This is a genomic window from Sphingomonas sp. 7/4-4, assembly GCF_027941955.1.
Lineage (GTDB): Bacteria > Pseudomonadota > Alphaproteobacteria > Sphingomonadales > Sphingomonadaceae > Sphingomonas.
This window is the reverse complement of record NZ_CP115960.1, coordinates 1,701,669-1,725,848: the sequence shown is the minus strand read 5'-3', so window position 1 is coordinate 1,725,848 and position 24,180 is coordinate 1,701,669. Positions and strand designations below refer to the sequence as shown.

At 66.6% G+C, this 24,180-nt stretch carries 27 protein-coding genes and 2 pseudogenes; 14 read left to right on the top strand and 15 right to left on the bottom strand.

Annotated elements, in window-relative coordinates; all coding sequences use genetic code 11:
* Window positions 1–168 precede the first annotated feature (168 nt).
* On the top strand, window positions 169–1,269 hold the full coding sequence (locus PIB19_RS08700) for a hypothetical protein (protein ID WP_271240477.1): 1,101 nt from the start codon (window positions 169–171) through the stop codon (window positions 1,267–1,269).
* 115 nt (window positions 1,270–1,384) lie between these two features.
* A complete protein-coding gene (locus PIB19_RS08695) occupies window positions 1,385–3,313 on the top strand; it encodes a CocE/NonD family hydrolase (protein WP_271240476.1) in 1,929 nt (642 codons plus the stop codon).
* A 137-nt stretch (window positions 3,314–3,450) separates the two neighbouring features.
* Here PIB19_RS08695 and PIB19_RS08690 read toward each other — a convergent pair.
* Window positions 3,451–3,803 (bottom strand): annotated as a pseudogene (locus PIB19_RS08690) (YciI family protein); the annotation flags it as partial.
* A gap of 195 nt (window positions 3,804–3,998) precedes the next feature.
* On the opposite strand from PIB19_RS08690, the gene PIB19_RS08685 reads away from it, so the two are divergent.
* The 4 genes from PIB19_RS08685 (at window position 3,999) to PIB19_RS08670 (ending at window position 7,974) form a co-directional block, all read left to right on the top strand.
* Window positions 3,999–5,396 (top strand): M16 family metallopeptidase, encoded by a 1,398-nt coding sequence (locus PIB19_RS08685; RefSeq protein WP_271240475.1) that lies wholly within the window; start codon window positions 3,999–4,001, stop codon window positions 5,394–5,396.
* Complete coding sequence (locus PIB19_RS08680; RefSeq protein WP_271240474.1) at window positions 5,396–6,805, top strand: M16 family metallopeptidase; 1,410 nt, start codon at window positions 5,396–5,398, stop codon at window positions 6,803–6,805. Before PIB19_RS08685 ends, PIB19_RS08680 begins: the two co-directional genes overlap by 1 nt.
* 69 nt (window positions 6,806–6,874) lie before the next feature.
* Window positions 6,875–7,600, top strand: a complete 726-nt coding sequence (locus PIB19_RS08675) for a hypothetical protein (protein WP_271240473.1) — start codon at window positions 6,875–6,877, stop codon at window positions 7,598–7,600.
* A complete protein-coding gene (locus PIB19_RS08670; protein WP_271240472.1) occupies window positions 7,597–7,974 on the top strand; it encodes a hypothetical protein in 378 nt (125 codons plus the stop codon). Before PIB19_RS08675 ends, PIB19_RS08670 begins: the two co-directional genes overlap by 4 nt.
* Before the next feature lie 84 nt (window positions 7,975–8,058).
* Here the strand turns inward: PIB19_RS08670 and PIB19_RS08665 are convergent, their stop codons facing one another.
* Window positions 8,059–8,415: a VOC family protein gene (locus PIB19_RS08665; RefSeq protein WP_271240471.1), complete on the bottom strand. Its 357-nt coding sequence runs from the start codon at window positions 8,413–8,415 to the stop codon at window positions 8,059–8,061.
* Window positions 8,416–8,557: 142 nt separating this feature from the next.
* On the opposite strand from PIB19_RS08665, the gene PIB19_RS08660 reads away from it, so the two are divergent.
* From PIB19_RS08660 to PIB19_RS08650, 3 genes are read left to right on the top strand one after another with little or no spacing between them, the layout of a single operon-like run.
* Window positions 8,558–9,085: a TetR/AcrR family transcriptional regulator gene (locus PIB19_RS08660; protein ID WP_271240470.1), complete on the top strand. Its 528-nt coding sequence runs from the start codon at window positions 8,558–8,560 to the stop codon at window positions 9,083–9,085.
* 43 nt (window positions 9,086–9,128) lie between these two features.
* A complete protein-coding gene (locus tag PIB19_RS08655) occupies window positions 9,129–9,986 on the top strand; it encodes a winged helix-turn-helix domain-containing protein (protein ID WP_271240469.1) in 858 nt (285 codons plus the stop codon).
* Window positions 9,956–10,186, top strand: coding sequence for a hypothetical protein (locus PIB19_RS08650; RefSeq protein WP_271240468.1), 231 nt, complete (start codon window positions 9,956–9,958; stop codon window positions 10,184–10,186). The genes PIB19_RS08655 and PIB19_RS08650 overlap by 31 nt, the downstream gene beginning before the upstream one ends.
* Window positions 10,187–10,706: 520 nt before the next feature.
* Here PIB19_RS08650 and rplL read toward each other — a convergent pair.
* The 5 genes from rplL to PIB19_RS08625 all read right to left on the bottom strand — a co-directional run bounded on the left by rplL (window position 10,707) and on the right by PIB19_RS08625 (window position 13,309).
* Complete coding sequence (gene rplL / locus PIB19_RS08645) at window positions 10,707–11,084, bottom strand: 50S ribosomal protein L7/L12 (RefSeq protein WP_056618886.1); 378 nt, start codon at window positions 11,082–11,084, stop codon at window positions 10,707–10,709.
* 56 nt (window positions 11,085–11,140) lie between these two features.
* Complete coding sequence (gene rplJ / locus PIB19_RS08640; RefSeq protein ID WP_271240467.1) at window positions 11,141–11,656, bottom strand: 50S ribosomal protein L10; 516 nt, start codon at window positions 11,654–11,656, stop codon at window positions 11,141–11,143.
* Window positions 11,657–12,091: 435 nt separating this feature from the next.
* The gene (locus PIB19_RS08635; RefSeq protein WP_271240466.1) at window positions 12,092–12,220 is read right to left on the bottom strand and encodes a hypothetical protein; all 129 of its coding nucleotides are present in this window, start codon (window positions 12,218–12,220) and stop codon (window positions 12,092–12,094) included.
* Window positions 12,221–12,404: 184 nt separating this feature from the next.
* Window positions 12,405–12,956 carry a hypothetical protein gene (locus tag PIB19_RS08630; RefSeq protein WP_271240465.1) on the bottom strand — a complete coding sequence of 184 codons (552 nt, stop codon included), beginning with the start codon at window positions 12,954–12,956 and terminating at the stop codon, window positions 12,405–12,407.
* Between the two features lie 32 nt (window positions 12,957–12,988).
* Complete coding sequence (locus PIB19_RS08625) at window positions 12,989–13,309, bottom strand: hypothetical protein (protein ID WP_271240464.1); 321 nt, start codon at window positions 13,307–13,309, stop codon at window positions 12,989–12,991.
* Window positions 13,310–13,462: 153 nt separating this feature from the next.
* On the opposite strand from PIB19_RS08625, the gene PIB19_RS08620 reads away from it, so the two are divergent.
* On the top strand, window positions 13,463–13,975 hold the full coding sequence (locus PIB19_RS08620; RefSeq protein WP_271240463.1) for a L,D-transpeptidase family protein: 513 nt from the start codon (window positions 13,463–13,465) through the stop codon (window positions 13,973–13,975).
* 34 nt (window positions 13,976–14,009) lie between these two features.
* Here the strand turns inward: PIB19_RS08620 and PIB19_RS08615 are convergent, their stop codons facing one another.
* From PIB19_RS08615 to PIB19_RS08580, 8 genes and pseudogenes are all read right to left on the bottom strand, one after another.
* Window positions 14,010–14,633, bottom strand: a complete 624-nt coding sequence (locus PIB19_RS08615; protein WP_271240462.1) for an energy transducer TonB — start codon at window positions 14,631–14,633, stop codon at window positions 14,010–14,012.
* Between the two features lie 90 nt (window positions 14,634–14,723).
* Window positions 14,724–15,176 carry a hypothetical protein gene (locus tag PIB19_RS08610; protein WP_271240461.1) on the bottom strand — a complete coding sequence of 151 codons (453 nt, stop codon included), beginning with the start codon at window positions 15,174–15,176 and terminating at the stop codon, window positions 14,724–14,726.
* 395 nt (window positions 15,177–15,571) lie between these two features.
* Window positions 15,572–17,326, bottom strand: a complete 1,755-nt coding sequence (locus PIB19_RS08605; protein ID WP_271240460.1) for a hypothetical protein — start codon at window positions 17,324–17,326, stop codon at window positions 15,572–15,574.
* 99 nt (window positions 17,327–17,425) lie between these two features.
* The gene (rplA, locus tag PIB19_RS08600; RefSeq protein WP_271240459.1) at window positions 17,426–18,118 is read right to left on the bottom strand and encodes a 50S ribosomal protein L1; all 693 of its coding nucleotides are present in this window, start codon (window positions 18,116–18,118) and stop codon (window positions 17,426–17,428) included.
* Window positions 18,119–18,122: 4 nt separating this feature from the next.
* A pseudogene (gene rplK / locus PIB19_RS08595) lies at window positions 18,123–18,553 on the bottom strand (50S ribosomal protein L11).
* Between the two features lie 224 nt (window positions 18,554–18,777).
* On the bottom strand, window positions 18,778–19,317 hold the full coding sequence (nusG, locus tag PIB19_RS08590; RefSeq protein ID WP_271240458.1) for a transcription termination/antitermination protein NusG: 540 nt from the start codon (window positions 19,315–19,317) through the stop codon (window positions 18,778–18,780).
* 14 nt (window positions 19,318–19,331) lie between these two features.
* A complete protein-coding gene (gene secE / locus PIB19_RS08585; RefSeq protein WP_056618905.1) occupies window positions 19,332–19,538 on the bottom strand; it encodes a preprotein translocase subunit SecE in 207 nt (68 codons plus the stop codon).
* A 565-nt stretch (window positions 19,539–20,103) separates the two neighbouring features.
* A complete protein-coding gene (locus PIB19_RS08580) occupies window positions 20,104–20,682 on the bottom strand; it encodes a YqaA family protein (protein ID WP_056618911.1) in 579 nt (192 codons plus the stop codon).
* 190 nt (window positions 20,683–20,872) lie between these two features.
* Between PIB19_RS08580 and PIB19_RS08575 the strand changes: the two genes are divergently transcribed.
* Genes PIB19_RS08575 through PIB19_RS08560 form a run of 4 tightly spaced genes read left to right on the top strand, consistent with a single transcriptional unit; the run spans window position 20,873 to window position 24,135 of the window.
* The gene (locus PIB19_RS08575; protein WP_271240457.1) at window positions 20,873–21,853 is read left to right on the top strand and encodes an alpha/beta fold hydrolase; all 981 of its coding nucleotides are present in this window, start codon (window positions 20,873–20,875) and stop codon (window positions 21,851–21,853) included.
* Window positions 21,850–22,311: a hypothetical protein gene (locus PIB19_RS08570; protein ID WP_271240456.1), complete on the top strand. Its 462-nt coding sequence runs from the start codon at window positions 21,850–21,852 to the stop codon at window positions 22,309–22,311. The genes PIB19_RS08575 and PIB19_RS08570 overlap by 4 nt, the downstream gene beginning before the upstream one ends.
* On the top strand, window positions 22,259–23,068 hold the full coding sequence (locus tag PIB19_RS08565) for a hypothetical protein (RefSeq protein ID WP_271240455.1): 810 nt from the start codon (window positions 22,259–22,261) through the stop codon (window positions 23,066–23,068). Before PIB19_RS08570 ends, PIB19_RS08565 begins: the two co-directional genes overlap by 53 nt.
* The gene (locus tag PIB19_RS08560) at window positions 23,065–24,135 is read left to right on the top strand and encodes a HupE/UreJ family protein (protein WP_271240454.1); all 1,071 of its coding nucleotides are present in this window, start codon (window positions 23,065–23,067) and stop codon (window positions 24,133–24,135) included. Before PIB19_RS08565 ends, PIB19_RS08560 begins: the two co-directional genes overlap by 4 nt.
* The last annotated feature ends 45 nt before the right edge of the window (window positions 24,136–24,180 follow it).

The window sequence follows — 24,180 nt, the reverse complement described above, 5'->3', positions numbered from 1 at the left end:
CGCGCTCCTAGCAACCCCGGCCTTCGCGCAGGAAACGCCCGCGACCCAGACCGTGACGCCGCCGCCGATCCTGGTGACGCCGGCGCCGGCTCCGGCACCCGCGACGGCGCCGCGCATCGAGATGGCGCCGTCGGCGCCGATCGTCCAGCCCGCGCCGCCCCCGGCCCGGTGCCCGGCACCGAAGTGGCGCCGCGCGCCGAGACGCGGGCTGCACCCCGTGCCGAAACGCGTGCCGCAGCGCGGACCGCGCCCGTGCGCCAGACCACCCGGACCATTACGACCACGCGTCAGGCCGCTCCGGTGCCTGTGCCGGCTGCCGCTCCGGCCGCGCCCGTCGCTCAGGCGCCCGCGGTCGAGGCACCCGCACCGACGGCAGTGACTCCGGCGCCCGAGGCCGCCGCGCCGCCGCCGGTCGTCGGGACCTCGCAGACCGAGACCAGCAGCAGCCCGGGCCTTGCCTGGCCGTGGCTGCTCGGCGGCCTGTTGCTGGTGCTCGCCGGTGCCGCGGCGCTGCTGCTGATGCGCCGCCGCCGCGACGAGCCGGAATATGTCGAGACTTTGGTTCGCGAGCCCGAAGCGCCGCGCGCCTATGAAGCGCCGCTTACCGCTGCCCCGATCTCGGCGCCGCGTCGCGAACCGGAGCTGACTCCGTTCATGGCAGCGACCGCCGCCGCCGCTACGCCTGCCGTCGCCGCGGAAGCGGAGACCGTCGTCGAGGCGCGCACCGAGGCCGAGCTCGCCGAGCCGGAGAGCGAGGACCTTGCCGGCGTCACCGATGCCCCCGCGCCGGTTTCGAACCGCCCGTGGCTCGAGTTCGGGTTGCGCCCGGTCCGCGCCGGCACCAGCGAGGAGGAGGCTATGGTCGATGTCGAGCTGACCGTCGGCAATTCGGGCGACGTGCCTGCCCGCGACGTCCGCATCTCGACCTTCATGCTCGCCGATGCCGAATCGGGCGAGGTGGAGAGCCTGCTCACCGGGCATCGCGGCGACACCGCCGTGCCGCCGGTGACGATCGCGCCGGGTGACGGCACGCGCATCGACGCGCATCTGGCGGTGCCCAAGGGCGAGATGGGCCGGGTGTTCAATCCGGTCGTGGTCGCCGAGGCGCGCTATACGCTTCCTGACGGCAGCGAGGGCCGCACCTCGGCCAGGTTCAAGATCGGACGCCCGTCGCCGGTCTCGGAAGGCGTGGGCCCGATCGGCGCGACTCGGCCGCACATGGTCGAGAGCGTAGAGGCGGAGCTGCTGGGTACGCCCGAGCACGCCTGAGCGCCCGGACAAACCCAGGAAACACGAGCCTGCCCTTACCTTGGTGGGGGCAGGCTCTTCCTTTGGTGCGGCTTTGGACGTATCGGTCTGGCTTCCCAGGGAGACACAGATCAAAATGAAAAAGTCGCTCGTCGCATTTCTCGCCGCCACTGCGCTGATCCCCGTGGCCCATGCCCAGCAGACCGCGGCCCCTTCAACCTTCAACGACATCCCGGCGAAGTTCGACCCGCCGGCCCAGCCTTCGGACTTCATCAAGCGCGAAGTGATGATCCCGATGCGCGACGGGGTGAAGCTCTACACCGTCATCGTCATCCCCAAGGGCGCGAAGAACGCGCCGATCCTGTTCACGCGCACGCCCTACAACGCCGCCGGCCGCGTCAAGCGGACCGAGAGCACGACGATGATCAACGCGCTGCCCGAAGGCGACGAGGTGTTCGTGCGCGACGGCTATATCCGCGTGTTCCAGGACATTCGCGGCAAGTACAAATCCGAGGGCGAATATGTGATCACGCGCCCGCCGGTCGGCCCGCTCAACCCGACCAAGGTGGATCACACCACCGATGCGTGGGATTCGATCGACTGGCTGGTCAAGAACACGCCCGAGAGCAACGGCAAAGTCGGCATGCTCGGCTCGAGCTACGAGGGCTTCACCGTGGTGATGGCGCTGCTCAACCCGCACCCGGCACTCAAGGTCGCCGCGCCCGAGAGCCCGATGATCGACGGCTGGATGGGCGACGACTGGTTCCATTACGGCGCCTTCCGCCTCGCCAATATCGGCTGGATCGGCGCGCAGACCGGCTACAAGGGCGACGGCAAGGCACCCAACCGCCCCGATTGGGACGATTACGAGACCTTCCGCAGCGTCGGATCGGCGGGCGATTGGGCGAAGCAGTTCGGCTATGACCAGCTGCCGGCGTGGAACAAGATGAGCCAGCACGTCGCCTATGACGAATTCTGGCAGGGCCAGGCGCTCGACAAATTGCTCGCCGCGAATCCCTCGAACGTGCCGACCCTGTGGGAGCAGGGCATCTGGGATCACGAGGACATGTACGGCGCGATCCACGCCTTCGAGGAGATCCAGAAGACCCGCGCGGGCGACAAGAACTTCCTGCTGATGGGGCCGTGGCGCCATTCGGGGTTCAACTATAACGGCTCGTCGCTCGGGCAGCTCAATTTCGAAGGCGACACGGCGCTCCAGGCGCGCCGCGACATCCTGCTCCCGTTCTTCAACGCCTATCTGAAGGACGGCGCGCCTGCCTTCACGCCCGCCAAGGCGAGCTTCTACAATACCGGCGAGAATCGCTGGGACTATCTGAGCAAATGGCCGCTCGCCTGCGAGACCGGCTGCGACGCGAAGCTCACGCCGATCTATCTGAAGCCCGCCGAAGGACTCGGCTTCGACAGACCGGGGCAGGGATCGGACTCCTATGTCTCCGATCCTTCCAAGCCGGTCCCGCATCTGCCGCGCCCGGTGAACTTCCAGGACGGCCGCTGGTCGACCTATCTGGTCAGCGACCAGCGCTTCGTCGACGGCCGCACCGACGTGATGACCTATGTCACCGAACCGCTGACCACCCCGGTCCGCGTCTCGGGCGCGCCGCTGGCGGACCTCTTCGCGAAGACCACGGGCACCGACGGCGATTTCGTGGTCAAGGTGATCGACGTCTATCCGGACGAGATGGCGTCGAAGAAGGAGATGGGCGGATTCCAGCTGCCGATCGCGATGGACATCTTCCGCGGCCGCTACCGCAATTCCTTCGCCAAGCCCGAACCGATCCCGGCGAACAAGGTGCAGGAATACAAGTTCCGCCTGCCGACGGTGAACCACGTCTTCCAGCCGGGGCACCGGATCATGGTGCAGGTCCAGTCGAGCCTGTTCCCGGTCTATGACCGCAATCCGCAGAAATACGTCCCCAACATCTTCTTCGCGAAGAAGGAGGATTATCAGAAGGCGACGGTGACGCTGGTCTATGGCGGCGCGCAGTCGAGTTCGGTGCTGCTGCCGGTGGTGCCGCTCGATCAGTCGGCGGCGAAGGCGCGATAAGGCACGCGTGAAGCGTCACCCCGGCTCATTGCTGGGGTGACGCTTATTCCGAGTCGACGGACGGATCAGGCGACGCCGAGCTTTCCGCGCTCTCCTTCACGGGGCGCCGCGAGTTCTTCGGGCGTCAGGAACTCGGCGAGGTCTGCGGCCTCGAGGAACGGCCAGAGCTCGATCGCGCTCGGGCCCGGCATGAGATTGGGACAGCGCTTCGCCCAGGCCACCGCCTCGTCCATGTCCTTGACCTCCCAGATCGAGAAGCCGGCGACCATCTCGCGCGCTTCGGCGAACGGCCCGTCGATGACCGTGCGGGCGGCGCCGTCGACTGCGATGCGCTTCGCATCGACGCTGCGCTTGAGGCCGGCGCCGGCGACCAGAACCCCGGCCTTGACCAGTTCCTCGGTGAACCGGTCCATCGCCTCGAATGCCTCCGCCGTGGGGGCACGCCCTTTTCGCTGTCCTCAGTGGCTTTCGCGAACACCATAACCCGCATCGTCTGTCTCCCTGTTAGAGCCTGCCGCATCGGTGCGGCATCGGAACGACGAACGAAGCTTTCCGGAATCGACAGGGTCCTGCAAATTTCTTTTTGACCGCCCCGCAACGCGCCGGACAGAGCCACCAGATATCCCGCTTTCGCGTGGTGTGCCGGTGAGATAAGCCGGTACGACTCACCCGAGGGGAGATTCGAATGAAGAAGTGGCGCATCGCGCTGGCCCTGGCGGCCGCTGCGATTCCGGCGGCGGCCTCCGCCCAGCCGGCAGGGGAGGCGGCGAAGCTGCATGTCGACATGCAGTATTTCACGCTGCCCAACGGTCTCAAGGTCGTGCTGGCCAGGGATCAGATCGCGCCGACGGTGACGATCGCGACCTATTACGGCATCGGCTTCCGCGTCGAGCCCAAGGACCGCACCGGCTTCGCGCATCTGTTCGAGCATCTGATGTTCCAGGGATCGAAGCATGCGCCCAAGGGCGTGTTCGACCAGACGGTGACCAATTCGGGCGGGATCAACAACGGCTCGACCCGCTTCGATTTTACCAATTACTACGAGGTCCTGCCGTCGAGCGCGCTCGAGCGGATGCTGTGGCTCGAGGCCGATCGCATGGCCAATCCGGCGATCGACCAGACCGTGCTCGCCAACCAGCAGGGCGTCGTCGGCAACGAAGTGAAGGTCAATGTCCTCAACCAGCCCTACAGCACCTGGCCGTGGATCGACCTGCCGATGCTGGCCAACACCAACTGGTATAACAGCCACAATTTCTACGGCGATCTGAAGGAGATCGAAGCGGCGACGGTGCCCGACGCCAAATCCTTTTCCGAGGCATTCTATCGCCCCAGCAACGCCGTGCTCGTGATCGCCGGCGACATCGACTATGCCGCCACCCGCGCGATGATCGAGAAATATTTCGGTCCGATCGCGAAGAAGCCCGCAGTGGTTCAGCCCGATATCTCCGAGCCGCGCCAGACCGCGGAGAAGTTCAGGAGCCGCGTCGATGCGCTCGCGCCCAAGCCGGGCTATGCCGCGGGCTATCATGTGCCCGATCGGGGAACGCCCGAATGGTATGCGATGGGGCTGATCGACCAGATCCTGCTCCAGGGCGACGACAGCCGGCTGTACCGCAAGCTCGTTCAGGAAACCGGGATCGCCGGCGAAGTGGGCGGCGGGATCAACGGCGATCTCGGCGACATGTTCGATTATCGCGGGCCGATGCTGTGGAGCTTCAGCTTCACCCACGATTCGACGCACAGCCGCGACCAGATCACCAAGGCCGTCGACGAAGTCATCGAAGGCATCCGCACCAAACCGGTGACCGCCGCCGAGCTGGAGCGCGCGCGCACGAAAATGCGCTCGGATCTTTACGGCACGATCGACAGCGGCGGGCGGATCGGCCTGATCAATCTGCTCGCGGTCTATGCCCTGTTCGACAATGATCCGCAGGCAGTGAACCGCATCGAGGAGGGCTTCGCCAAGGTGACGCCCGCGCTGATCCAGAAGACCGCGCAGGAATATCTGCGGCGCACCAATCGCTCGATCTACGTCATCGAACCCGGCGCCGCGAAGGCCGCCGGCGCACAAGGAGGCAAGTGATGCGGCGCACGCTCATCGCACTCTCGCTGGCGCTCACCGCCGCCACGCCTGCGCTGGCGCAGGACTTCCCGCCGCCTCCGCCGGTGGGCGAGCCCAAGCCGTTCAAGCTGCCCGCGACCGAGACCTTCACGCTCGCCAACGGCATGCAGGTAACCCTGGTGCCCTATGGCATCGCGCCCAAGACGATGGTGTCGCTCCGCGTCCGCGCGGGCAACGCCGTCGAGGGTGAGCAGACCTGGCTCGCCGATCTGACGGCCGAGATGCTCAAGGAAGGGGCGGCGGGCCGCTCTTCGGCCGATCTCGCCACCGCCGCGGCGGGCATGGGCGGCGAACTCGGCGTCGGTGCGGGCACGCAGACCACGCAGCTCTCGATCAACGTGCTGTCCGAGCATGCGCCCGACGCGGTCGCGCTGATCGGCGATGTCGCGATCCGACCGACGCTGCCGCCCGGCGAGCTCGCCCGGATCAAGGCCAATCTCGCGCGCCAGCTCTCGGTCGCGCTGTCGCAGCCGGCCACGCTCGCCGACGCGGCGCTCGCCCGGACGATCTACGGTCCGGACCATCCCTATGGCCGGACGATCCCGAGCCAGGCGCAACTCGCCGCCTATACGATCGACGACGTGAAGCGCTTCCACACCGGCCAGTTCGGGGCGAAGCGCGCGCATCTCTACATCGCCGGACGATTCGACGCCGCGGCGGTGAAGGCGGCAGTGAACAAGGCGTTCGGCGGCTGGGCCGCGGGTCCCGAGCCGCTTGCGCTCGCCGCGCCGCACCAGCCTGGGCCCCGCGTGATGCTGATCGATCGCCCCGATGCGCCGCAGACCACGCTCCGGCTTGCCTTCGATGCGTCGCTTGCGGGCAGCGATGCGGACATCCCGCAGCGCGTGACCAACGAGCTGCTCGGCGGCGCGTTCAGCTCGCGCATCACCACCAATATCCGCGAGACCAAGGGCTATACCTATTCGCCCAATTCGGCGGTGGCGTTCGGCCCGGGCGACGCGCTGTGGACCTTCGACGCCGATGTGACGACCAACGTCACCGGCGCCGCGCTGACCGAGGTCTTCAAGGAGATCCGGCGGATGCAGACCGAACCCGCGCCGATCGAGGAATCGAAGGGCATCCGCACCTATATGGCGGGGCTGTTCGCAATCTCGAACTCGACCTCGTCGGCGCTGGCCAACACGCTGGCGACGCGCGACTTGCTCGGCCTGCCCGGCGACTGGACCGATCGCTACGTGCCCGCGGTGCTCGCGGTCGAGCCCGCGGCGATGATGGCGTCGGCCAAAGCGCGCTATCCGCTCGACAAGTTGACCCTGGTCGTGGTCGGCGATCTCAAGACCGTCGAGCCCCAGCTCAAGGCGTTGCCCGAGCTGGCCAATGTTCCGTTTCAGCGGGTAACCGTGCCATAAGCGGCGAAGCGGTGCCGGAATGCGCCGCGTGCAGCTGAAATTCACGTTGGAACGGCTAGAGACGCTGTGGTGAATCGCGGGAGGTATCGGATCGGCGGCCAGTTCGGGCTCGCCGCGGCGGCGTTGGCTGCGGGCATCGCCGCGCCTGTCGTGCGTGCGCAGCAGACTACACCGGCTCCGACCCAGGCGCCAACGCCGACTCCGACGCCCAGTCGCCCGCCCAACCTGATGTACCTGCCCAATGTGACGCCCGAACGCTTCACGTTGGGAACGCCGACGCCGGCCCCAGCGCCGACTCCGACCTTGGTGACGCCTCCCGCACCCGTCGCGACGGCGACTCTGCGCGCGACAGCACCGGCCCGTTCGACATCGAGGCCGAGCGCCACCCGGGCGCCCGTAACCCAGGCCACGCCGCCCGCCGGCATCGCCCCGACCGGAACTCCGGTTGCGGTCCCGAGCCCGATCGCGACTGCCGCGCCTGCGCCGGCGCTCCCCGCATCCGTCGCACCGGCAACCCAGCCGGTGGGAACGCCCGGCTGGCTGTGGATGCTGATCGGTGCCGGCGCGACTGCGCTCGTGTTCGGCGGCATCTGGGCGCTGCAACGCCGCCGCCGTGCCGGAGAGCTGGAAGAATATGAGGCCGCTGCGCCCGCGCCGGCGGTCCCTCCGCCCGCAATGCCTGCGCGTCCGGTCGGTCCCCCGCCCGGGCTGGCGCCCAAGGCCGCGCCGCCGCCCCCGCCGCGCCTTCGGGCGAACCCTTCGAGATCATCCTCCGCCCCGCGCGCATCGAAGTGACCGAACGCGACATAGTGCTCGAGTGCGAGCTGCTGATCGGCAACACCCAGGCCTCGGCCGCCGAGAATGTCCGCGTCAACATGGCGATGATGACCGCCAGTCCCGACCAGGACCGCAACATCGCGGGCTTCCACGCCAATCCGATGGTCGATCCGGCCGGAACTCCGTTCGATCTCGCCCCCGGCGCGGGCGGGCGCATGCCGATGCGGCTGGCGCTGCCGCGCGAGCTGATCCACGTCGTCGAAGTCGCCGGGCGCCCGATGTTCGTGCCTTTGGTGATGATCGAGCTCAAATGGCGCGCCGGGATCAGCATCCGCCGCTTCGGCGCGGACTTCATGGTCGGCACCCCGGGGCAGGGGGCAAGGTCGGCCTGATCTGGCTCGATCGCAACCAGCAGGCGCGCGAGCTGGCCGCCACCCGCTATCTCCCGCGCCAGGCCGTGGCGGCCTGAAGATCGCTCAGTCGAGCACGCGGCCGACGCGCACCAGCGTCCCGCTGGGATCGCTCACTGCGAACTCATAGGTGCCCCAAGGCTTTCGGTGCGGTGCGCCCTTCTCGATGATCAGCTCGCGCACCCGATCGGCGGCCGCGTCGACATCCTCGACATAGAGATAGAGGCCGAAGGGATTGTATTCGACCTTCTCGGGCCATCCCTCGACATGGTTGAGGTGCAGATGCCAGCCACGCCCGTCGGCGAGGATGCGGTAATGGCCGTGATCGCTCACCACCGCGAAGCCGAGCCGCTGGTAGAATGCCTCGCTGGCGTCGAGATCGCTGCTCGGCACGATCGCCACCACGCGATGTAGGTCGGTCATTGCATCGCTCCCCATGAAACCGCGCGCACCGTGCATCAGCGGCGCGGTTCGCGCGAGAGCGAAACCGGCCGGAAACGCCGCTGCCGGACGGAGCCCCGCAAAAGTCCGGAAGCGGAGCGGACAAATGCGCTAGAAAGCCGCGATGGACGGACGGAATCTCGATCCGCGCGTCAAGCGCAGCCGTGATGCGATCGTCGCGGCATTGGTCGAGCTCGCCTTCCGGCAGCGCTACGACACGATCCGCACCGCCGATCTGATCGCGCTTGCCGGCGTCGGCCGCTCGACCTTCTACGAGCATTTCCGCGGCAAGGACGAAGTGCTGCTGGCGGCGATGGCGCCGATCCTGCAGCCGCTGGCCAGCGCCGCGCTGGGCCGCGCGAGCAGGGTCCAGGTGCGCGCGATGCTCGAGCATGTCTGGCAGCAGCGCGGCTTTGCCCGGATCATCCTAGGTGGCGGGACGGGCATGAAGCTCCAGCGCCGGCTGGCCGCGATGATCGAAGCGCGGCTGGTGGCGATGCCGGATGCTGCGCCGCCGGCGATGGTCGCGATGGCTGCCGCGGCGGCGCAATTGACGATGCTGCGGATGTGGGTCGCCGGCGAAGCGGCGTGCCCGCCCGCCGACCTCGCGGCGCAGATGCTCGCTTGCGCGCGCCTGGTTCCGGAGGCCTGATTTGCCATTGCCTTGACCGGAGCGATGCGGGAGGCTTCGGGCAATGACGATCTTCCGCTTCGACTGCTTCGTGCTCGACATGGGCGATCGCCAGCTCAAGCGCGAGGGCGTGCCGGTGGAGCTCAATGCCCGTTATCTCGACGCGCTGGCGCTGCTGGTGCGCGAGCAGGGCAGGCTGGTGTCGAAGGACCGGTTCCTCGACCAGGTCTGGCGCGGCGTGCCCGTTACCGACGAAGCGCTCACCCAATGCATCAAGACGCTGCGGAGGCAGCTCGGCGACAATGCCGCCAGCCCGCGGCTGATCGAGACCGTGCCCAAGCACGGTTATCGCTTCATCGCGGCGGTCGACGCGGGCATCGAGCCCCGATCGGTGCCGGCGCGCGCCGGAGCCGGGCGGTGGCGCCGCTTCCTGCTGCTCGGTGGCGCGGGCACGATCGGCGCCGGGATCGCGGGGCTGATCGGCGGCATCTTCTACGGATTCGCCGGCGCCTCGCAGCCGCTCCAGCCGGGCATGGGCGCAGTCTCGGTGCTGCTGGTCGTGACGTGCCTCACCATTCTCGTCGCATCGGTGGGCGGGGCAGGGGTGGCGTTCGGCATCGCCGCCGCGGATTTCGTGCCCGCGCGGCGGTGGCATTGGAGCGTGGCTGGGGGCGCGGTCGGCGGGCTGGTCGTGGGCGGGGTGGTCAAGCTGCTCGGCCTCGACGCGTTCAACCTGCTGCTCGGTCAGTCGCCGGGCGACATCACCGGCGCGGCGGAGGGCGCTATGCTCGGCGCCGCGGTCGGGCTTGAAGCTGGCTCGGCGCGCGCTGGGGCGGGCATTCGCTTCGCCGTGCAGTCGCGGCGGCGGGGCTGGTCGGTGCCGTCGCGGGGATGCTGGTGCCGCTGCGCGGTGGGCGGCTGATGGGCGGCAGCCTCGACCTGCTCGCCCGCCACTTCCCCGCCTCGCGCCTGCGGCTCGATCAGATCGGCGGGCTGTTCGGCGAGAGCGGCTTCGGGCCGGTCGCCCAGCTGGTGACCGGCGCGCTGGAAGGCGGATTGTTCGCCGCCTGCATCGCCGGCGCAATGCTCCTCGCGCGGCGGGATCTCGACGCGGGGCGGTGAGGCCGGTGTCCGCTGTTGGTGGTTAGCCGCGAAAGGTCACACCAGGGTCACACTGCCTGCATCGTTTTGGCTGGCCGTGTTCCTGCGCAGGCGATCCAGGAGGGTGTGGACCAGGCAGCATTATGCTCCTGCTTTCGAACGAGCAGGATGAGAGGGGCGTTACGATGTCAAAGAGCTGAGTGAGGCTGTCAGACGAAATCCTACATTGCAAGCATGTCTGCAAATGGGTGGTTAGCGGACAAAGCTCCTTCTCCCCTTGTGGGAGAAGGAAGGGGCCCGCTCGCGCAGCGAGTGGGAAGGATGAGGGGTTGAGTCTCACTCCCCTCACCCTTCCGCCGACTAAAGTCGGCTCCCTCCCTCTCCCACAAGGGGAGAGGGAAAGGGAACGTCCGCTATCGGGGCGGAAGCTGCCACCTGCCGCTCTGGCCGCGATCCTCCGCAATCACCCGCGTGCACGCAAAGAAAAAGGGCGGCCCCATCGGAGCCGCCCTTTCGTTCTCTGCCGTGAAGCAGAAGAAGCTTACTTGACCTCGACGGTCGCGCCGGCTTCTTCGAGCTGCTTCTTGATCTTCTCGGCCTCGTCCTTGTTGACGCCTTCCTTGACGGCCTTGGGAGCCGACTCGACCAGCGTCTTGGCTTCGGTCAGGCCCAGGCCGGTGATGGCGCGGACTTCCTTGATGACGTTGATCTTCTTGCCACCGTCGCCGGTGAGGATCACGTCGAACTCGGTCTTCTCTTCCGCTGCCGGAGCAGCGGCGCCGGCGCCGCCAGCGGCAGGAGCCGCGACTGCAGCGGCGGCCGAGACGCCCCACTTCTCTTCGAGAAGCTTCGAGAGCTCGGCGGCTTCGAGAACGGTCAGCTCGGACAGAGCGTCAACCAGCTTGTTAAGGTCAGCCATGATAAACTCCAATCAAATCAGATAGGTTAGGGAATTGGTCTCGAAAAGGTCTCCGCTTACGCGGCTTCCTTCTCCGCATATGCCGAAAGAACGCGCGCGATCTGCGCGGCCGGTGCCTGCGTGATGGTTGCGAGCTTGGTCGCGGGAGCAACGATGAGCCCCACGATCTTGGCACGCAGTTCATCCAGCGACGGCAGCGTGGCGAGCGCCTTCACGCCCTCCACGTCGAGCAGCTGCGCGCCCATTGCTCCGCCGACGATCTCGAGCTTGTCGTTCGTCTTGGCGAATTCCGCGATGATCTTGGCCGCAGCCACGGGATCGGCGGAAGTGGCGAGCGCCGTCGGACCCGTGAGCAGGTCCGCGATCACCGAATAATCGGTGCCCTCGGCGGCAATTCTGGCAAGCTTGTTCTTCGAGACCTTATAGCTCGCACCGGCTGCGCGCATCTTGTTGCGGAGGTCCGTCGATTGCTTGACGGTCATCCCGAGATTGCGGGTGACAACCACCACGCCGACCTCGTTGAAGGTGCGATTCAGCTCGGCAACGGCATCAGCCTTCTGGGAACGATCCATGCCGGTCTCCTCGTTATGAAGCACCCAGAAGGGGGCTCCGGTTACAAATTGTCCGAGGGGCACGATCGTCGCGGCCAGAGGCTTCCCTGGCGTGACCCGAACGCTCCGCGCGAGGCGGACCGTCGGTGAAAAATCTGTCCCCGTCTTGGCGAGAAATCAAGACCGGCAAATCCCGGTCACTCGCTGTCTCGGACGGAACGCAGGCGAGGCAAGCCCCATCTGCGAAGGCGCGCACATAACGAAATCGGGGCGGGAGTCAACCGATCTGCTTCCCTCTCCCGTCGGGAGAGGGTTGCGCAGACTTGGGTCCGCTTCTTCAGCGGGCCCTAGTCGGAGCTGGGTGAGGGATCGCGTTATCGATAGCGCGATCCCTCACCAAGCTTCGCTAGGCAGCAAGCTGCCAAGCTACGCTATCCTCTCCCTCTGGAGAGGAAACTAGTCCGGATACCCGCCCACTTCGCGTTCGTCGTCGATCACGCGGCCCTTGCCGCTCCGCACTTCGGCGACGATCCTTTTGTCGACCGCGTCGCGATCCCAAGGCCGCGCGCCCGCCTCCGCCAGCACCCATTTCTCGACCGATCGCGCGGGCCGCGCCTGGAAGCCCGCCGGCCAGAAAGGCGGGCGGGTCAGGGGATGATCCGGGGCTTGCGGTTCGAGATCACTTCGACCGGCACCATCAGGCGGCCGCCGGCAAGCGTGAAGATATTGTCGCGGTCGAACAGCTCCAGATCGCCTTGCCCCTCGAGGATCAGGAAGGGCAGGTCCTTCCGCGTGGACGGCCCCCGCGCACGACGTTGCCGACGATCGCGAGCCGCCCGACCGTCCACGGATGCCCGACCCATTCCTCCTCGTTGAGCGCATAATGCATGCAGCGATTGCCGGGATCGTAGATCAGGTTGTTCGCGGTCAGCGCGTGGGCGCCGCCCTTGAACAGCTGGTTGCGCTCGTAATTATGCGCGTAGAGATTGCCCGCGATCAGCACTTCGGTGACATTGTCGTGGATCAGCGATCCCTTCGAATGCTCGCCCTTGGCGTGGCTGGAGTGGGACAATCCCTCGGCGACGATATTGCGCGTGAAGGTGATCCGCCGCGAGGTGTGCTGGCGCCACGCCTCGACGGTATCGCCGCCGGCGAAGCGTGGGCCCGAGGCGGAGAGATTCTCGTCGGTCGCCCAGGCAAAGGAGCAGTGATCGACGACGACGTCGTGCGCAGCATTGGTCGAGAGCCCGTCGACTTCCCAGCCGCTCTTGGGCGCCGCGCCGTCCGCGCCGGCGCGCACCCGGATGTGCTGGATCACCACGTCGTGCGTCGAGATCGAGATGCCGCCGCGGATCAGCGTGATGCCGGGGAAGCGGCGCTCGTCCCGTCGATCGTGACGAAGGGGTCGCGGATCGACAGGCTCTTTCGTCCCAGATCGATCACGCCCGCGACATCGAACAGGATCCTTCGTGGCCCGGTTACCGCCAGCGCCGCGCGCAGCGTGCCGAGACCCTCGGAGGCGAGGCTGGTCACGCGCAGCACGCGTCCAACGTCGCCGCCCTTGGTTTTGGTCCAGCCGCTGCTCGGCGTCAGCGCCTGCGCGCCCGCGAAAAGCGGTGCATGCCCCGCGACCAATGCCGCGCCGCCCACAAAGCTCCGCCGGTTCAGCCGCAAATCCGCTCTCCCTCGCTGCGCGGTGGTCATGCTTAACGAAAGGCCAAGCTGTGCCCCTGCGGAACAGTCCAAAAACCATGCTAGTCAGAGGCGGTTTCGCCAGCAATATCGCAGCGCATGACGACTCGATCCTCGCTTCTCCGAGGTGCTCTCATGCTCCTCCTCGCACTGGTTGCGACGCCCTCCGCCGCGTTCGCCGCTGCTTCCAAGGTTCCGATCGTGCTCGCGATCCTGACGCCCGACAGCCCGCTCCAGGAAGGCGAGTATCTGTGGGAGCCCGAGCGCGCGCCGACGGGCAAGCTCGAGATCGTCGCCGATGTCGCGCGCGACACGCTCTACGTCTATCGCGGCGGCGTCGAGATCGGTCGCACGATCCTGATCTACGGCGCCGACGAGAAGCCGACGCCGATCGGCAGCTTCCCGATCCTGCAGAAGAAGGTTCACCACATCTCGAACCTCTACAACGCTCCGATGCCGTACATGATGCGGCTGACCTGGGGCGGCGTCGCGCTCCACGGCAGCGGAGAGACGGTCGACAATCGCTATGCGACGCACGGCTGCATCGGCCTGCCCGACGAATTCGCCGCCTTGCTCTTCCGCGCCGCGAAGCTGGGCGATCGCGTGACGGTCACGCGCAACTGGCTGCCGCAATTCTACGGCGCCTGAGGCGCCTCAGAGAGGAATGTTCCTAAGCGACAGGCTATTTAGATGGCGTAGTTTCAAACGCCACAATCACACTTTGAATCGATGGTATTTTGCGCCCGGTATCATCAGTCAACGGAGTAAAGTGCCAGCCGTCTTGCACCTGTCGACAAGCCGTTGCTTCTAACCCAGCCACCAATTTGTCGGGCTTGACGTAGCAGCCTGTGGCCACCCCATCAGCTCCGACGAATGAATAGACGTGAACGAGCGGCCTTTTCGGCAGCTTTTTGGGCAACGATGCAACTGACAGGATAAGATCGCCAAAGGGCGGGTGAGCGCCCGGCTGCATTCCCGGAATCTTCCAATTGGCATAGTTTCTGTAGGTGCTGATGATTGGCTGCCCGGTGCTATCTCGCGCCGGTTTGAACTGACTGCGTGCCATCATGAGGACGCATGTCCTGCTATCGAGGTGGGGATAAGCACTCGGCGAGGTGATCTGGCAGCTTTTGGGTTTTCCGTCGATTCCCACGATGATCATGAAACCCGGATACGCCTGCTCACCTTCGTGAACTGACTGCGGAGGATAATCCGCATCGGTGAGCCATCTCTCCGGATGTCCGGTGGGATCCGGTCCCGTGATCGAAGCGGCAATCGCTGCGACTATCGATAGCAATTCGAGCATGAATGTCTCTCCCCGCCTTGACGCTAAATCGGCCGGGGTGATTGTCAACGAAGGTCGGCGCCATCGCACGTCAACGCGCGGTGCCGCGCCTCAGAAGTTCGCCTTGCGCAACAGGCGTTCGCGCAGATCCTGCATCACTACCGCCTGCGCGGCGGCGAGCCGGTCGTCTTCGCCCAGCACATTGCCCAGATGTTCGAGCACCTGGCTGGCACGATCGAGATTCTGGAGCACCCGCGAATGCCGCTGCAGCATCACCGGATCCTCGATCAATTCTTCGCCGAGCGCGTCGATCAGGCGCTGCACATAGATGATCTCTTCGGCGATGCGCCGCTCGAGCTCCGCGGTGGATATCGCGGTTCCGGCGGCGGCGGCATCGGCGGGGAGCGCGGCGCCCGATCGGACGGCGTTCTGGATCGCGTCCACGCGCGCCTGGCCCTGGTGACCGGCGAACACTGCCGCGCGCTTGCCGGTGATCCATTCGTCGACCGACGCGGCGACATTGTCGAAACGGATCCCACAGCGCCCGCCCGCGCACCAGACCACGCTGGCCGAGACCTGGATATCGGCGCGAATGAGGAGGAGGAAGCGCCGGGCCCGGGCAGCGCCGCACCGTCCAGCATCGCGCCGGTTTCGGAGAGATTGCGGATGCGCACCGGTGCCTTGCTGCCCGCCGATTCGATCGACGCGGCGAGCATCAGGTTCTTGCGCGTTGCGCGCGGCTGCTCGCCGCCTGCGGCGGGCATGGATTCCGGTTCGTCGAACTGCGAGCTGGTCACGCCTGGTTCCGTTCTGTGCGCGCACCTCGGCAGGCGGGTGCGCCGCTGCCGACACCGTACAGGGTTAGCGCTGCGCCCATCAATCCATTGTATCGCGTCCGAGGCGCCAACGGCCTCTTCTTCCATCAAAATCTGTGGGCATGAAGCCGCGCGGCGGCGGCCTTAGCCGGTCCGTCCGCCTCCCAGCAGTGCCTGCGCCGGTTCGCGCTCGGGGGTGTCATAGGCGCCGTTGGCGACCGGCAGCAGTGTGCGCCGTGCTGCCGCGGACTTGCCGCGGCGAACCAGCGCCTCGCCGAGCAGCAATCGCGGGCCCGGCGCGGCGGGCACGGTGTCGACGACTTTCATCAGGCCTTCGATGGCGATGTCGGGCGGTGCCTCGCCCGCCTCGGCGAAGCTGCGATAATAAGCGAGCAGCGGCAGCGGATTGTCGGGATCCGCGCGGTTGGCGCGGGCGATCTCGGCGCGTGCCTTCTTCAGTCGTGTCGGGCGCTCGGCAGGTGGGGCGGCGAGCGCCTGGCCGAGAAGCGCGCTGCCCCGCCACGCGCGCGCGTCGCTGCTGTTCGAGTCTGCGGCGAGCGCGCGATCGGCCGCGGCGAGGCATTCGGGCGCATTGCCGCTGCGGCATTCGGCTTCGGCGAGCAGCAACTGCGCCTGGAGATTGGCCGGGTAGCGCGCCGCGTCCCCGCGCAAGCCTCGCAGCCAAACGTCGCGCGCCGCGATGGTCTTGGTATCGGCACCGGGCGGCGCGATGCGCGAGCCGAGCTCCAGCCGCCCCTTGACGAAAGCCGCTTCGCCTTGGGTCAGCTGCCGGACCATCGGCTCCGCGACCCGCTCGGCGGGGTAGGTCATCTGCTCATAGGGCATTTTCTTGTTGTCCCACGCGGCGAGATCGCGCTGGAGTTGGTCGAGGTCGCCCAGGGCTGCAGCGGCTTGCGCAGGCGTCTCGCCGATGGCAATCGCGGCGAGATAGGCGCGCAGCTGCGGCCGCCTTGCCTCGTCGAAGAAGAGCATGTGCGCCAACGCCCAGGCATGAAACGGCGTCCACCGGCTGTCGGCGCTGCTCTTCACCGGGTAATTGCCGGTCAGCACGTCCTTCACGGGCGCACCGTGCACGCTGCTCAGGACGCGGCCATAGCCTTCGGGCGCGCGGCCATAGGATATCTGCCCGTCGCCCTTGACCTCGATCGTCGAGAACAATTCGCCGAAGCCGTCGACATACCAGCGCGGATAGGCATTGGGGAAATGGGTGAGCAGCCAGTTGCGCGCGAAGGCGGCATAGATCCGCCCCTCGGCTGCGACCGGCACCGAGACTTCGTTGACTGCGACCGCGAACGGATCGTCCTTCTTCGCGAAGCCCGCGCCGGCACCGATCGGACCGGCCAGATGCGAACTCAGCCCCGCGTCGTTGGCGGTGGGATCGGGCACGCCGCCGCTGGTCGAGCGGATCAGGTCGGGGAGGAGCCCGGCGAGGCTGATGCCGCGCTCGAGCTGGACGCGGGTGTCGTAGCGGGTCGCGGCGAGCACCGGCCCATCCTCGCGCGGATCGTAATAGCCCTGCACCTCGAAGCCGCTGCGCCATGGCCCCGGCGTGAAGCGCAGGTTGCGCAGGTCCATCGCGTCGAATTCGCGTGAATCCCCGACCAAGGTCACGCGCAGTTTTCGGGTATCGTCGGGCTGGTCGACTCGTCCGAGCAGCACCGAAAGCAGGAAGTGCAGCCGCTCGAGATTGTGCGCGATGCGGCGCAATTCGGCTTCGCTGCCGTCGCTGGTGACGACGACGTGATCGGTCTCGGCCTCGCGCCAGCGGCTGAGCTTCTCCAGCCTGCCCTGCACGACGATCGCGTCGTCCTGCGGCGCGGCCTGGGAGAATGCGGGATGGGGCAGGGCCAGCAGCGTCAGCGCGATCACAAGCCGCATTGCATTCTCTCCCGCAATCTTGCCGGGACTATGCGCCGGGGGCCGCAAAGAAAGGGCCGGAGGAAACTCCGGCCCTTCATTATTGGCTAATCGCGAGGATCAGACCGCGGCGATTTCCGCCGCGTCGACCTTGACGCCCGGGCCCATCGACGAGCTCAGCGCAACCTTGCGCAGATACTTGCCCTTGGCGCCGGCCGGCTTGGCCTTGATCACCGCATCGACCAGCGCGTCGAAGTTCGCGCGCAGGTCTTCCGCCGGGAACGACGCCTTGCCGATGCCCGAATGGATGATGCCGGCCTTCTCGACGCGGTACTCGACCTGACCGCCCTTGGCGGCCTTGACGGCTTCGCCGACGTTCATGGTCACGGTGCCGAGCTTCGGGTTCGGCATCATGCCCTTGGGGCCGAGGATCTTGCCGAGGCGACCCACCAGACCCATCATGTCGGGGGTGGCGATGCAGCGGTCGAAATCGATCTTGCCGCCCTGAATGGCTTCCATCAGGTCCTCGGCACCCACCACGTCCGCACCGGCGGCAGTGGCTTCGTCGGCCTTGGCACCGCGGGCGAACACGCCGACACGGACGGTCTTGCCGGTGCCCTTGGGCAAAGTGACGACGCCGCGCACCATCTGGTCTGCGTGACGCGGATCGACGCCCAGGTTGAGCGCGACTTCGACGGTCTCGTCGAACTTCGAGGTCGCGTTGGCCTTCACGATCGAGATCGCTTCATCGACGCCGTGCAGCTTCTCGCTGTCGACGGTCCAGGTCTTCTGCTTCTTGGTCAGCTTTGTCATCGTATCAGCCCTCCACCACTTCGAGGCCCATTGCGCGGGCGGAGCCTTCGATGATCTTGGTCGCTGCCTCGATGTCGTTGGCGTTCAGGTCCTTCATCTTGACCTGGGCGATCTCGCTCAGCTGCGAGCGCTTGATCTTGCCGGCAACCTGCTTGCCCGGCTCCTTCGAGCCCGACTTGAGGTTGATCGCCTTCTTGATCAGGTACGTCGCCGGCGGCGTCTTGGTCTCGAACGAGAACGAACGGTCCGCATAGACGGTGATCACGGTGGGAAGGGGGTGCCCTTTTCCGCGTCGCCGGTCTGGGCGTTGAACGCCTTGCAGAATTCCATGATGTTCACGCCGCGCTGACCCAGAGCAGGGCCGATCGGCGGGGAGGGGTTCGCGGCGCCCGCGGGCACCTGCAGCTTGATATAGCCGGTAATCTTCTTTGCCATGTCACTCTCTTTCAGGGGGCCTTGCGGACCCCGATCAAGTTTAGCGGTTCAGACGGACGCCGAGGCGCCCTCCCGCAGGGTTTCCATTGCTATAGCTTTGGAAGGGCGGGCCCCTAGCGCAAAGACAGGCTGGACGCAACAGAAGAGAGCGCGGCGGGTAATGGAAAAGGCCGGAGCTCTCGCCCCGGCCTTTTCGTATCCTGCAAAGCTGAAAATCCGCCCGGTTACTTGATGCGTTCGACGTCCTCGAAGCCCAGCTCCAGCGGCGTGGCGCGACCGAAGATCGAGATCGAGACCTTGACCCGGCTCTTGTCGAAGTCGAGTTCCTCGACGATGCCCGAGAAGGTCGCGAAATTGCCGCTGGTGACCTTGACCGTGTCGCCGATGTCGTAATCGACATGGACGCGGGCCTTGGGTGCGGCGGAAGCAGCCTCTTCCTTGGTGTTGAGGATGCGCGCGGCTTCGGCCTCGCTGATCGGCTGGGGCTTGCCCGAGCTGCCGAGGAAGCCGGTCACCTTCGGCGTGTTCTTGACGAGGTGATAGACGTCGTCGTTCATCTCGAGCTTGGCGAGGACGTAGCCCGGGAAGAACTTCCGCTCGGACTGGATCTTCTTGCCGCGGCGAACCTCGGTGACGGTTTCGGTCGGGACCTCGACGGCCTCGACCAGACGATCGAGGCCGAGACGGGTCGCGTCCGCCATGATCTGATCGCGGACCTTGCCCTCAAAGCCCGAATAGGCGTGGATGATGTACCAGCGCGCCATGTTTGCCGTGTTCCTTACTGGGCGAGACGGAGGAGGCCGCGGACGACCGCGTCGAAGAACGAATCCACGCCCAGGAAGAAGATACCGAGCAACGATGCCATGATCAGCACCATCACGCCGGTCATCACGGTTTCCCTGCGCGACGGCCATACGACCTTGCCGGTCTCGGCGCGCACCTGGCGCATGAATTCGAGGGGACTGGTCTTCGCCACCGGGGGCATCCTCGTCAAAAAATTGGCTCCTTCGGCGAGGCATGGGTCCGCTGCCGGCTCCTTCGGGGAAGGACCGGCGTTTTCCCATCACGCTGTCGGATTGGGACGGGTATCTAGCGAGGCGGGGGGCAAAAGCAAGCGTGGTCGCGAAGGCCCGTCTCCCCTGTTTCACCACCGGAAAGCGGGGAGCGATAAATCACAGGCTCGGCGACAAGTCCGAGTACCGGCAACGGCAAAAGCGCCCCGGACAAAGCCGGAGCGCCTCTGGTCTTGCGATCCTTTCGGAGCCTTACGGGCTGTCGGGCGAATCGTCGTCGCCGCCGAAGATGTTGATCGCGCCGGTCACTTCCAGCAGCGCGACGATACCGACGATGCCGAGCACCGCGAAAAGCCCGACCCCGGCACCAGTTTATTCTCTTTGGCCAGCGGCGTGCTGGCGCGCGTTTCGGTCGCGGATGCGTTACGCAGGCTCAGCGCCGAAGCCGTTCCGGCCTGTGCTGCGGTCGATGCGAAGACCATCGCCGATGCGGCGGCGATTACAGCCAATTTCTTGTACATGCACAGGATCCTCTGCCTAGATCAGCGCTACTGCGGCAAAACCGCCGGCAAGCAGGATCAGAAATCCCCATGCGAACAGGTTCAATCGTTTTTCGATGAACGCTTGCACAGGCTCGCCGAACCGCTTGAGCAATGCCGCAATGATGAAGAAGCGCGCGGAGCGCGTAATCGTCGCAAGGAGCACGAACAGCGGAAAGTTGAAGTGAAACAGGCCGCTGGCGATGGTGACCAGCTTGAACGGGATCGGCGTGAGCCCCTTCAGCAGGATGATCGCGGCGCCATATTGGTCATAGCCGTGGCGCAGCGCCTCGATCTTCGATTCCATGTGATAGAGCTGGACCAGCCATTGGCCGATGCTCTCCATCAGATAATAGCCGATGGCATAGCCGAACATGCCACCGATCACCGAGGCGACGGTGCACACGGTGGCGATCAGATAGGCCTGGTCGCGCCGCGCGAGGACCATCGGCACGACCATCACGTCGGGCGGGATCGGGAAGAAGCTGCTCTCGGCGAACGAGACCACGGCCAGGCTGCGGAGCGCGTGACGGTGATGCGCCATGCGCAGGACCCAGTCGTACATCGGGCGGAACATGCGGACTCCAGCGAATGCGTGCGGCGCGTTCCTGCCCTATTCGCATCCGCAGCGAAAGCCGCAATCCGGCCGAGATGCAGGCGGGGCAGGGCAGCGCGCACAGCGAAGTGCGAAAAGACTAAAGATTCTGACAGCGCCGTGCTGCGGCCCCGGTCCAATAAGCGGGCCTTAGCAGCCAATGGTCAGGATCATGAAGCGGAGAGATTTCGTCAAACTGGGAGCGGGCGCGGTCCTGCTCGGCGGATGGGCCACCGGCGCGGTGGCGAGCACATCGGCGGGGTCGGACTTCGACCGGTTCCGCATGGCGGAATGGCGGCGGAACCGCCAATTCGCCGAAACGCCGTTCGGATCGATCGCTTATGCGATGCGGGGCAGCGGCGAAGCGGCGCTGTTCCTCCACGGATATCCGCTGAGCGGCTTTCAATGGCGCGGGGCCGTCGAACAGCTCGAACTCTTCTATCGCTGCATCGTGCCGGATTTCATGGGGCTGGGCGCCACGGAAGCGGCGCCGGGGCAGGATCTGGGCGCCGGCAACCAGGCGGCGATGATCATCGCCCTCCTCGACACGCTGAAGGTGGCGCGCGTCCATATCGTGGCGAACGACAGCGGCGGGGCGGTCGCGCAACTGCTCGCCGTGCGGCACCCGGATCGCGTGCGTTCGCTATTGCTCACCAATTGCGACACGGAGCGGCAGAGCCCGCCACCGGCGATGCTGCCGGTGATCGATCTGGCGAGGAAGGGGCGCTATGCCGAGGAATGGCTAATGCCCTGGCTGGCCGATCGCAACCGTGCCCGTGCGCCCGATCAGTTCGGCGGCATGTGCTACGCCGACCCGGCGAACCCGAGCGATTCCGCGATCGAGATGTATTTCGGTCCGTTGCTGGCGACGCCCGAACGCCGCCGGCAGGTTGAGGCGCATGCCGTTGCGCAGGGGACGAACGCACTCGCGGGGATCACGCCCCAGCTGAACCGCTGCCCCGTGCCGACCCGCATTGTCTGGGGAATGGCGGACACGATCTTCGACACGGCGAATATCGACTATCTCGATCGCGCCTTGGGCAATTCGCGCGGCGTGCGGCGGCTCGAGCGGAGCAAGCTGTTCTGGCCGGAGGAACGTCCCGACGTGATCGCCGAAGAGGCGGACGCGCTGTGGCGTAAGGTGCGGTCATGAACGCGCGCAAGATGAAGCTCGCCAGAGCAGCAGCAGCGGTCGTGCTGGCGGCGGCACTGGCCGGTCAGCCGGCAAGGGGCTCCGACCACCTCGATTCGCCCGCCGTGATCGCAGATCCGCGCGCGGACATCGGCGACATATATGCGTGGATCTCTCCGGACGCGCGCAGGCTGAACCTCGTGATGGCGATCGTCGGACACAGTTTTTCCGACCGGATCGCCTATGTCTTCCACATCGATAGCGGCCGCCGGTTCGGGACCACCACTTCGACGATCGACCTCACCTGCCGCTTCGCAAGAGCGAGCGAGGCCGACTGCCGGCTCGGCGGGATCGACCGTGCGCGCGGCGATGCGAGTGGGGAGGGGAATCGAGAGCAATGGCGGCCACTTCCGGCTGTTCGCTGGATTGCGCGACGATCCGTTCTTCAACAATGTCCGGGGCACCCGTGCGGCATATGATCTGGCGAAGAAGGCGCTGGCCGGCGGCGCGCGCTACGACGCGAGCGGGTGCCCGGTCTTCAGCTCCGCGCAGTCCGTCGCGATCCTGGACCAGTGGCGCCACACGGAGGGTGGGCCGGCGAGCAATCTGCTGCGCGGCTGGACGCCGAGCGCGATCACGGTCTCGATAGACATCGCGTCGATCAACAAGGGCGGATCGCTGCTGGCGGTGTGGGGCGCGACGGTGGGCCCTCGGGAGCAGATCGACCGCGCGGCACGGCCGCTCACGGGAAATGCATTGCTGGCGACGCTCGGCACCGATGCCGAGAGCGACGCGCTCAAGATCCGGTACAATCGCACCGCGCCCGCGAAGGCCGCATCGTTCGCCGGTGATATCGCCAAAGGCGTGGCACTTTATGACGGGTTCGACGGGCATTGCGGCGACAGCTTGCTGATCGACCCCAAGGCACCGCCGGCGCGACGTTATTGGCCGATGGCGCGCCTGCTGGCGGATGACCGCTTATGGCTCAACAGCCGGTCCGGCCGATGCACGCAGCTATTTGCAGTCGAACGGGCGGCGCTGAACGGCGAAGCCGCTCTCGCCGGGGACTGCGGCGGGCGATCGATCAACTACGATTCGGTCAACATCTACCGATCGCTGATCACCAACGGCACGACCCGCGGCATGGACGACGGCGTTCATGCCGACGAGAAGGTCCATTCGACGGTGGACTTCCCGTTCCTCGCGGCGCCCGACGGCATTGGGCAGGGACGATGAAACGGTTGCGAGACCTGCTCCCTGTGCTTGCGGCAGGCGCCGGGCTGCTGGCCGCGCCGCCAGCCTGGGCGCATGACGGCACCGGGCTTGCCGGAGGGTTCGTCTCGGGATTCGTGCACCCGCTGAGCGGCACGGATCATATGCTCGCGATGGTCGCGGTGGGTTTGTGGGGCGCGTTTCTCGGTCGCCCGCTCGTCTATTTGCTCCCCGTGATATTTCCGCTGGTCATGGTCGTCGGCGCGGTGTTCGGCATGGTCGGCGTGCCGATGGCGCCGGTCGAGTCCGGCATCGCGCTCTCCGTGCTGGTGCTGGGCGGCTGCATCGCCCTGGCAGTCCGTGCGCCGCTGATCGTCGCGGCGGGAATCGTCGGCGCCTTCGCGATTTTCCACGGCTATGCCCATGGCCGGGAGCTCCTTCGGCCGCCGATCCGATCGGCTACAGCGTTGGGTTCGTCCTGGCGACCGGCCTGCTGCACGTCGCCGGAATTGCTTTGGAGGATTGAAGGACCGTCGCCACGGCGCTGTCGCGCTGCGCGTCGCGGGCGGGCTGATCGCGGCCGTCGGCGCTGCGCTTCTGATCGGGCTGGCGGCGCGATGAGGGATATCCTGCTGCCGGCGATGCTGCTGTGCATCAGCAGTGGCCTGACGATCGGCCTCGGCAAGACGTGGGTGCCGTCCGTGTCGGTCGCCGCGGTCGCGGCGGCGATATCGGCGGCGATCCGGTGGAACGCGGAAATTCCGGCCGAAGGCGCGTTCGCGGTCGCTTGGATAGCGATCATCGCCTCGGCGGCAGTGATATTGCTGGGAGGGCGCATCTCGCGCGTCCTGACGCTGCCGATGGCGGTAGCGGTGGGTGCGGTCATGGGCCTGCTCGGACCGGACTGGCGCATCCCGATCGTGTTTGCCGCGCTGCCGATCGTCGTGACCGTCGCGAGGTTCGTCGTGGCGCGTCATTGGGCCCTGGCCATCAAGGTCGTCGCCGGCTGGCTGCTGGCCATAGCCTCGCTCAACGCCGCCCTTGCGATGCTGCCGGTCACGCCGGGCTATCTTCCCGATCATCTGGAGTAAGCGATGCGAGATCCTTTCGGCCGCGCTCGGCCTGTCCCTGCTCGC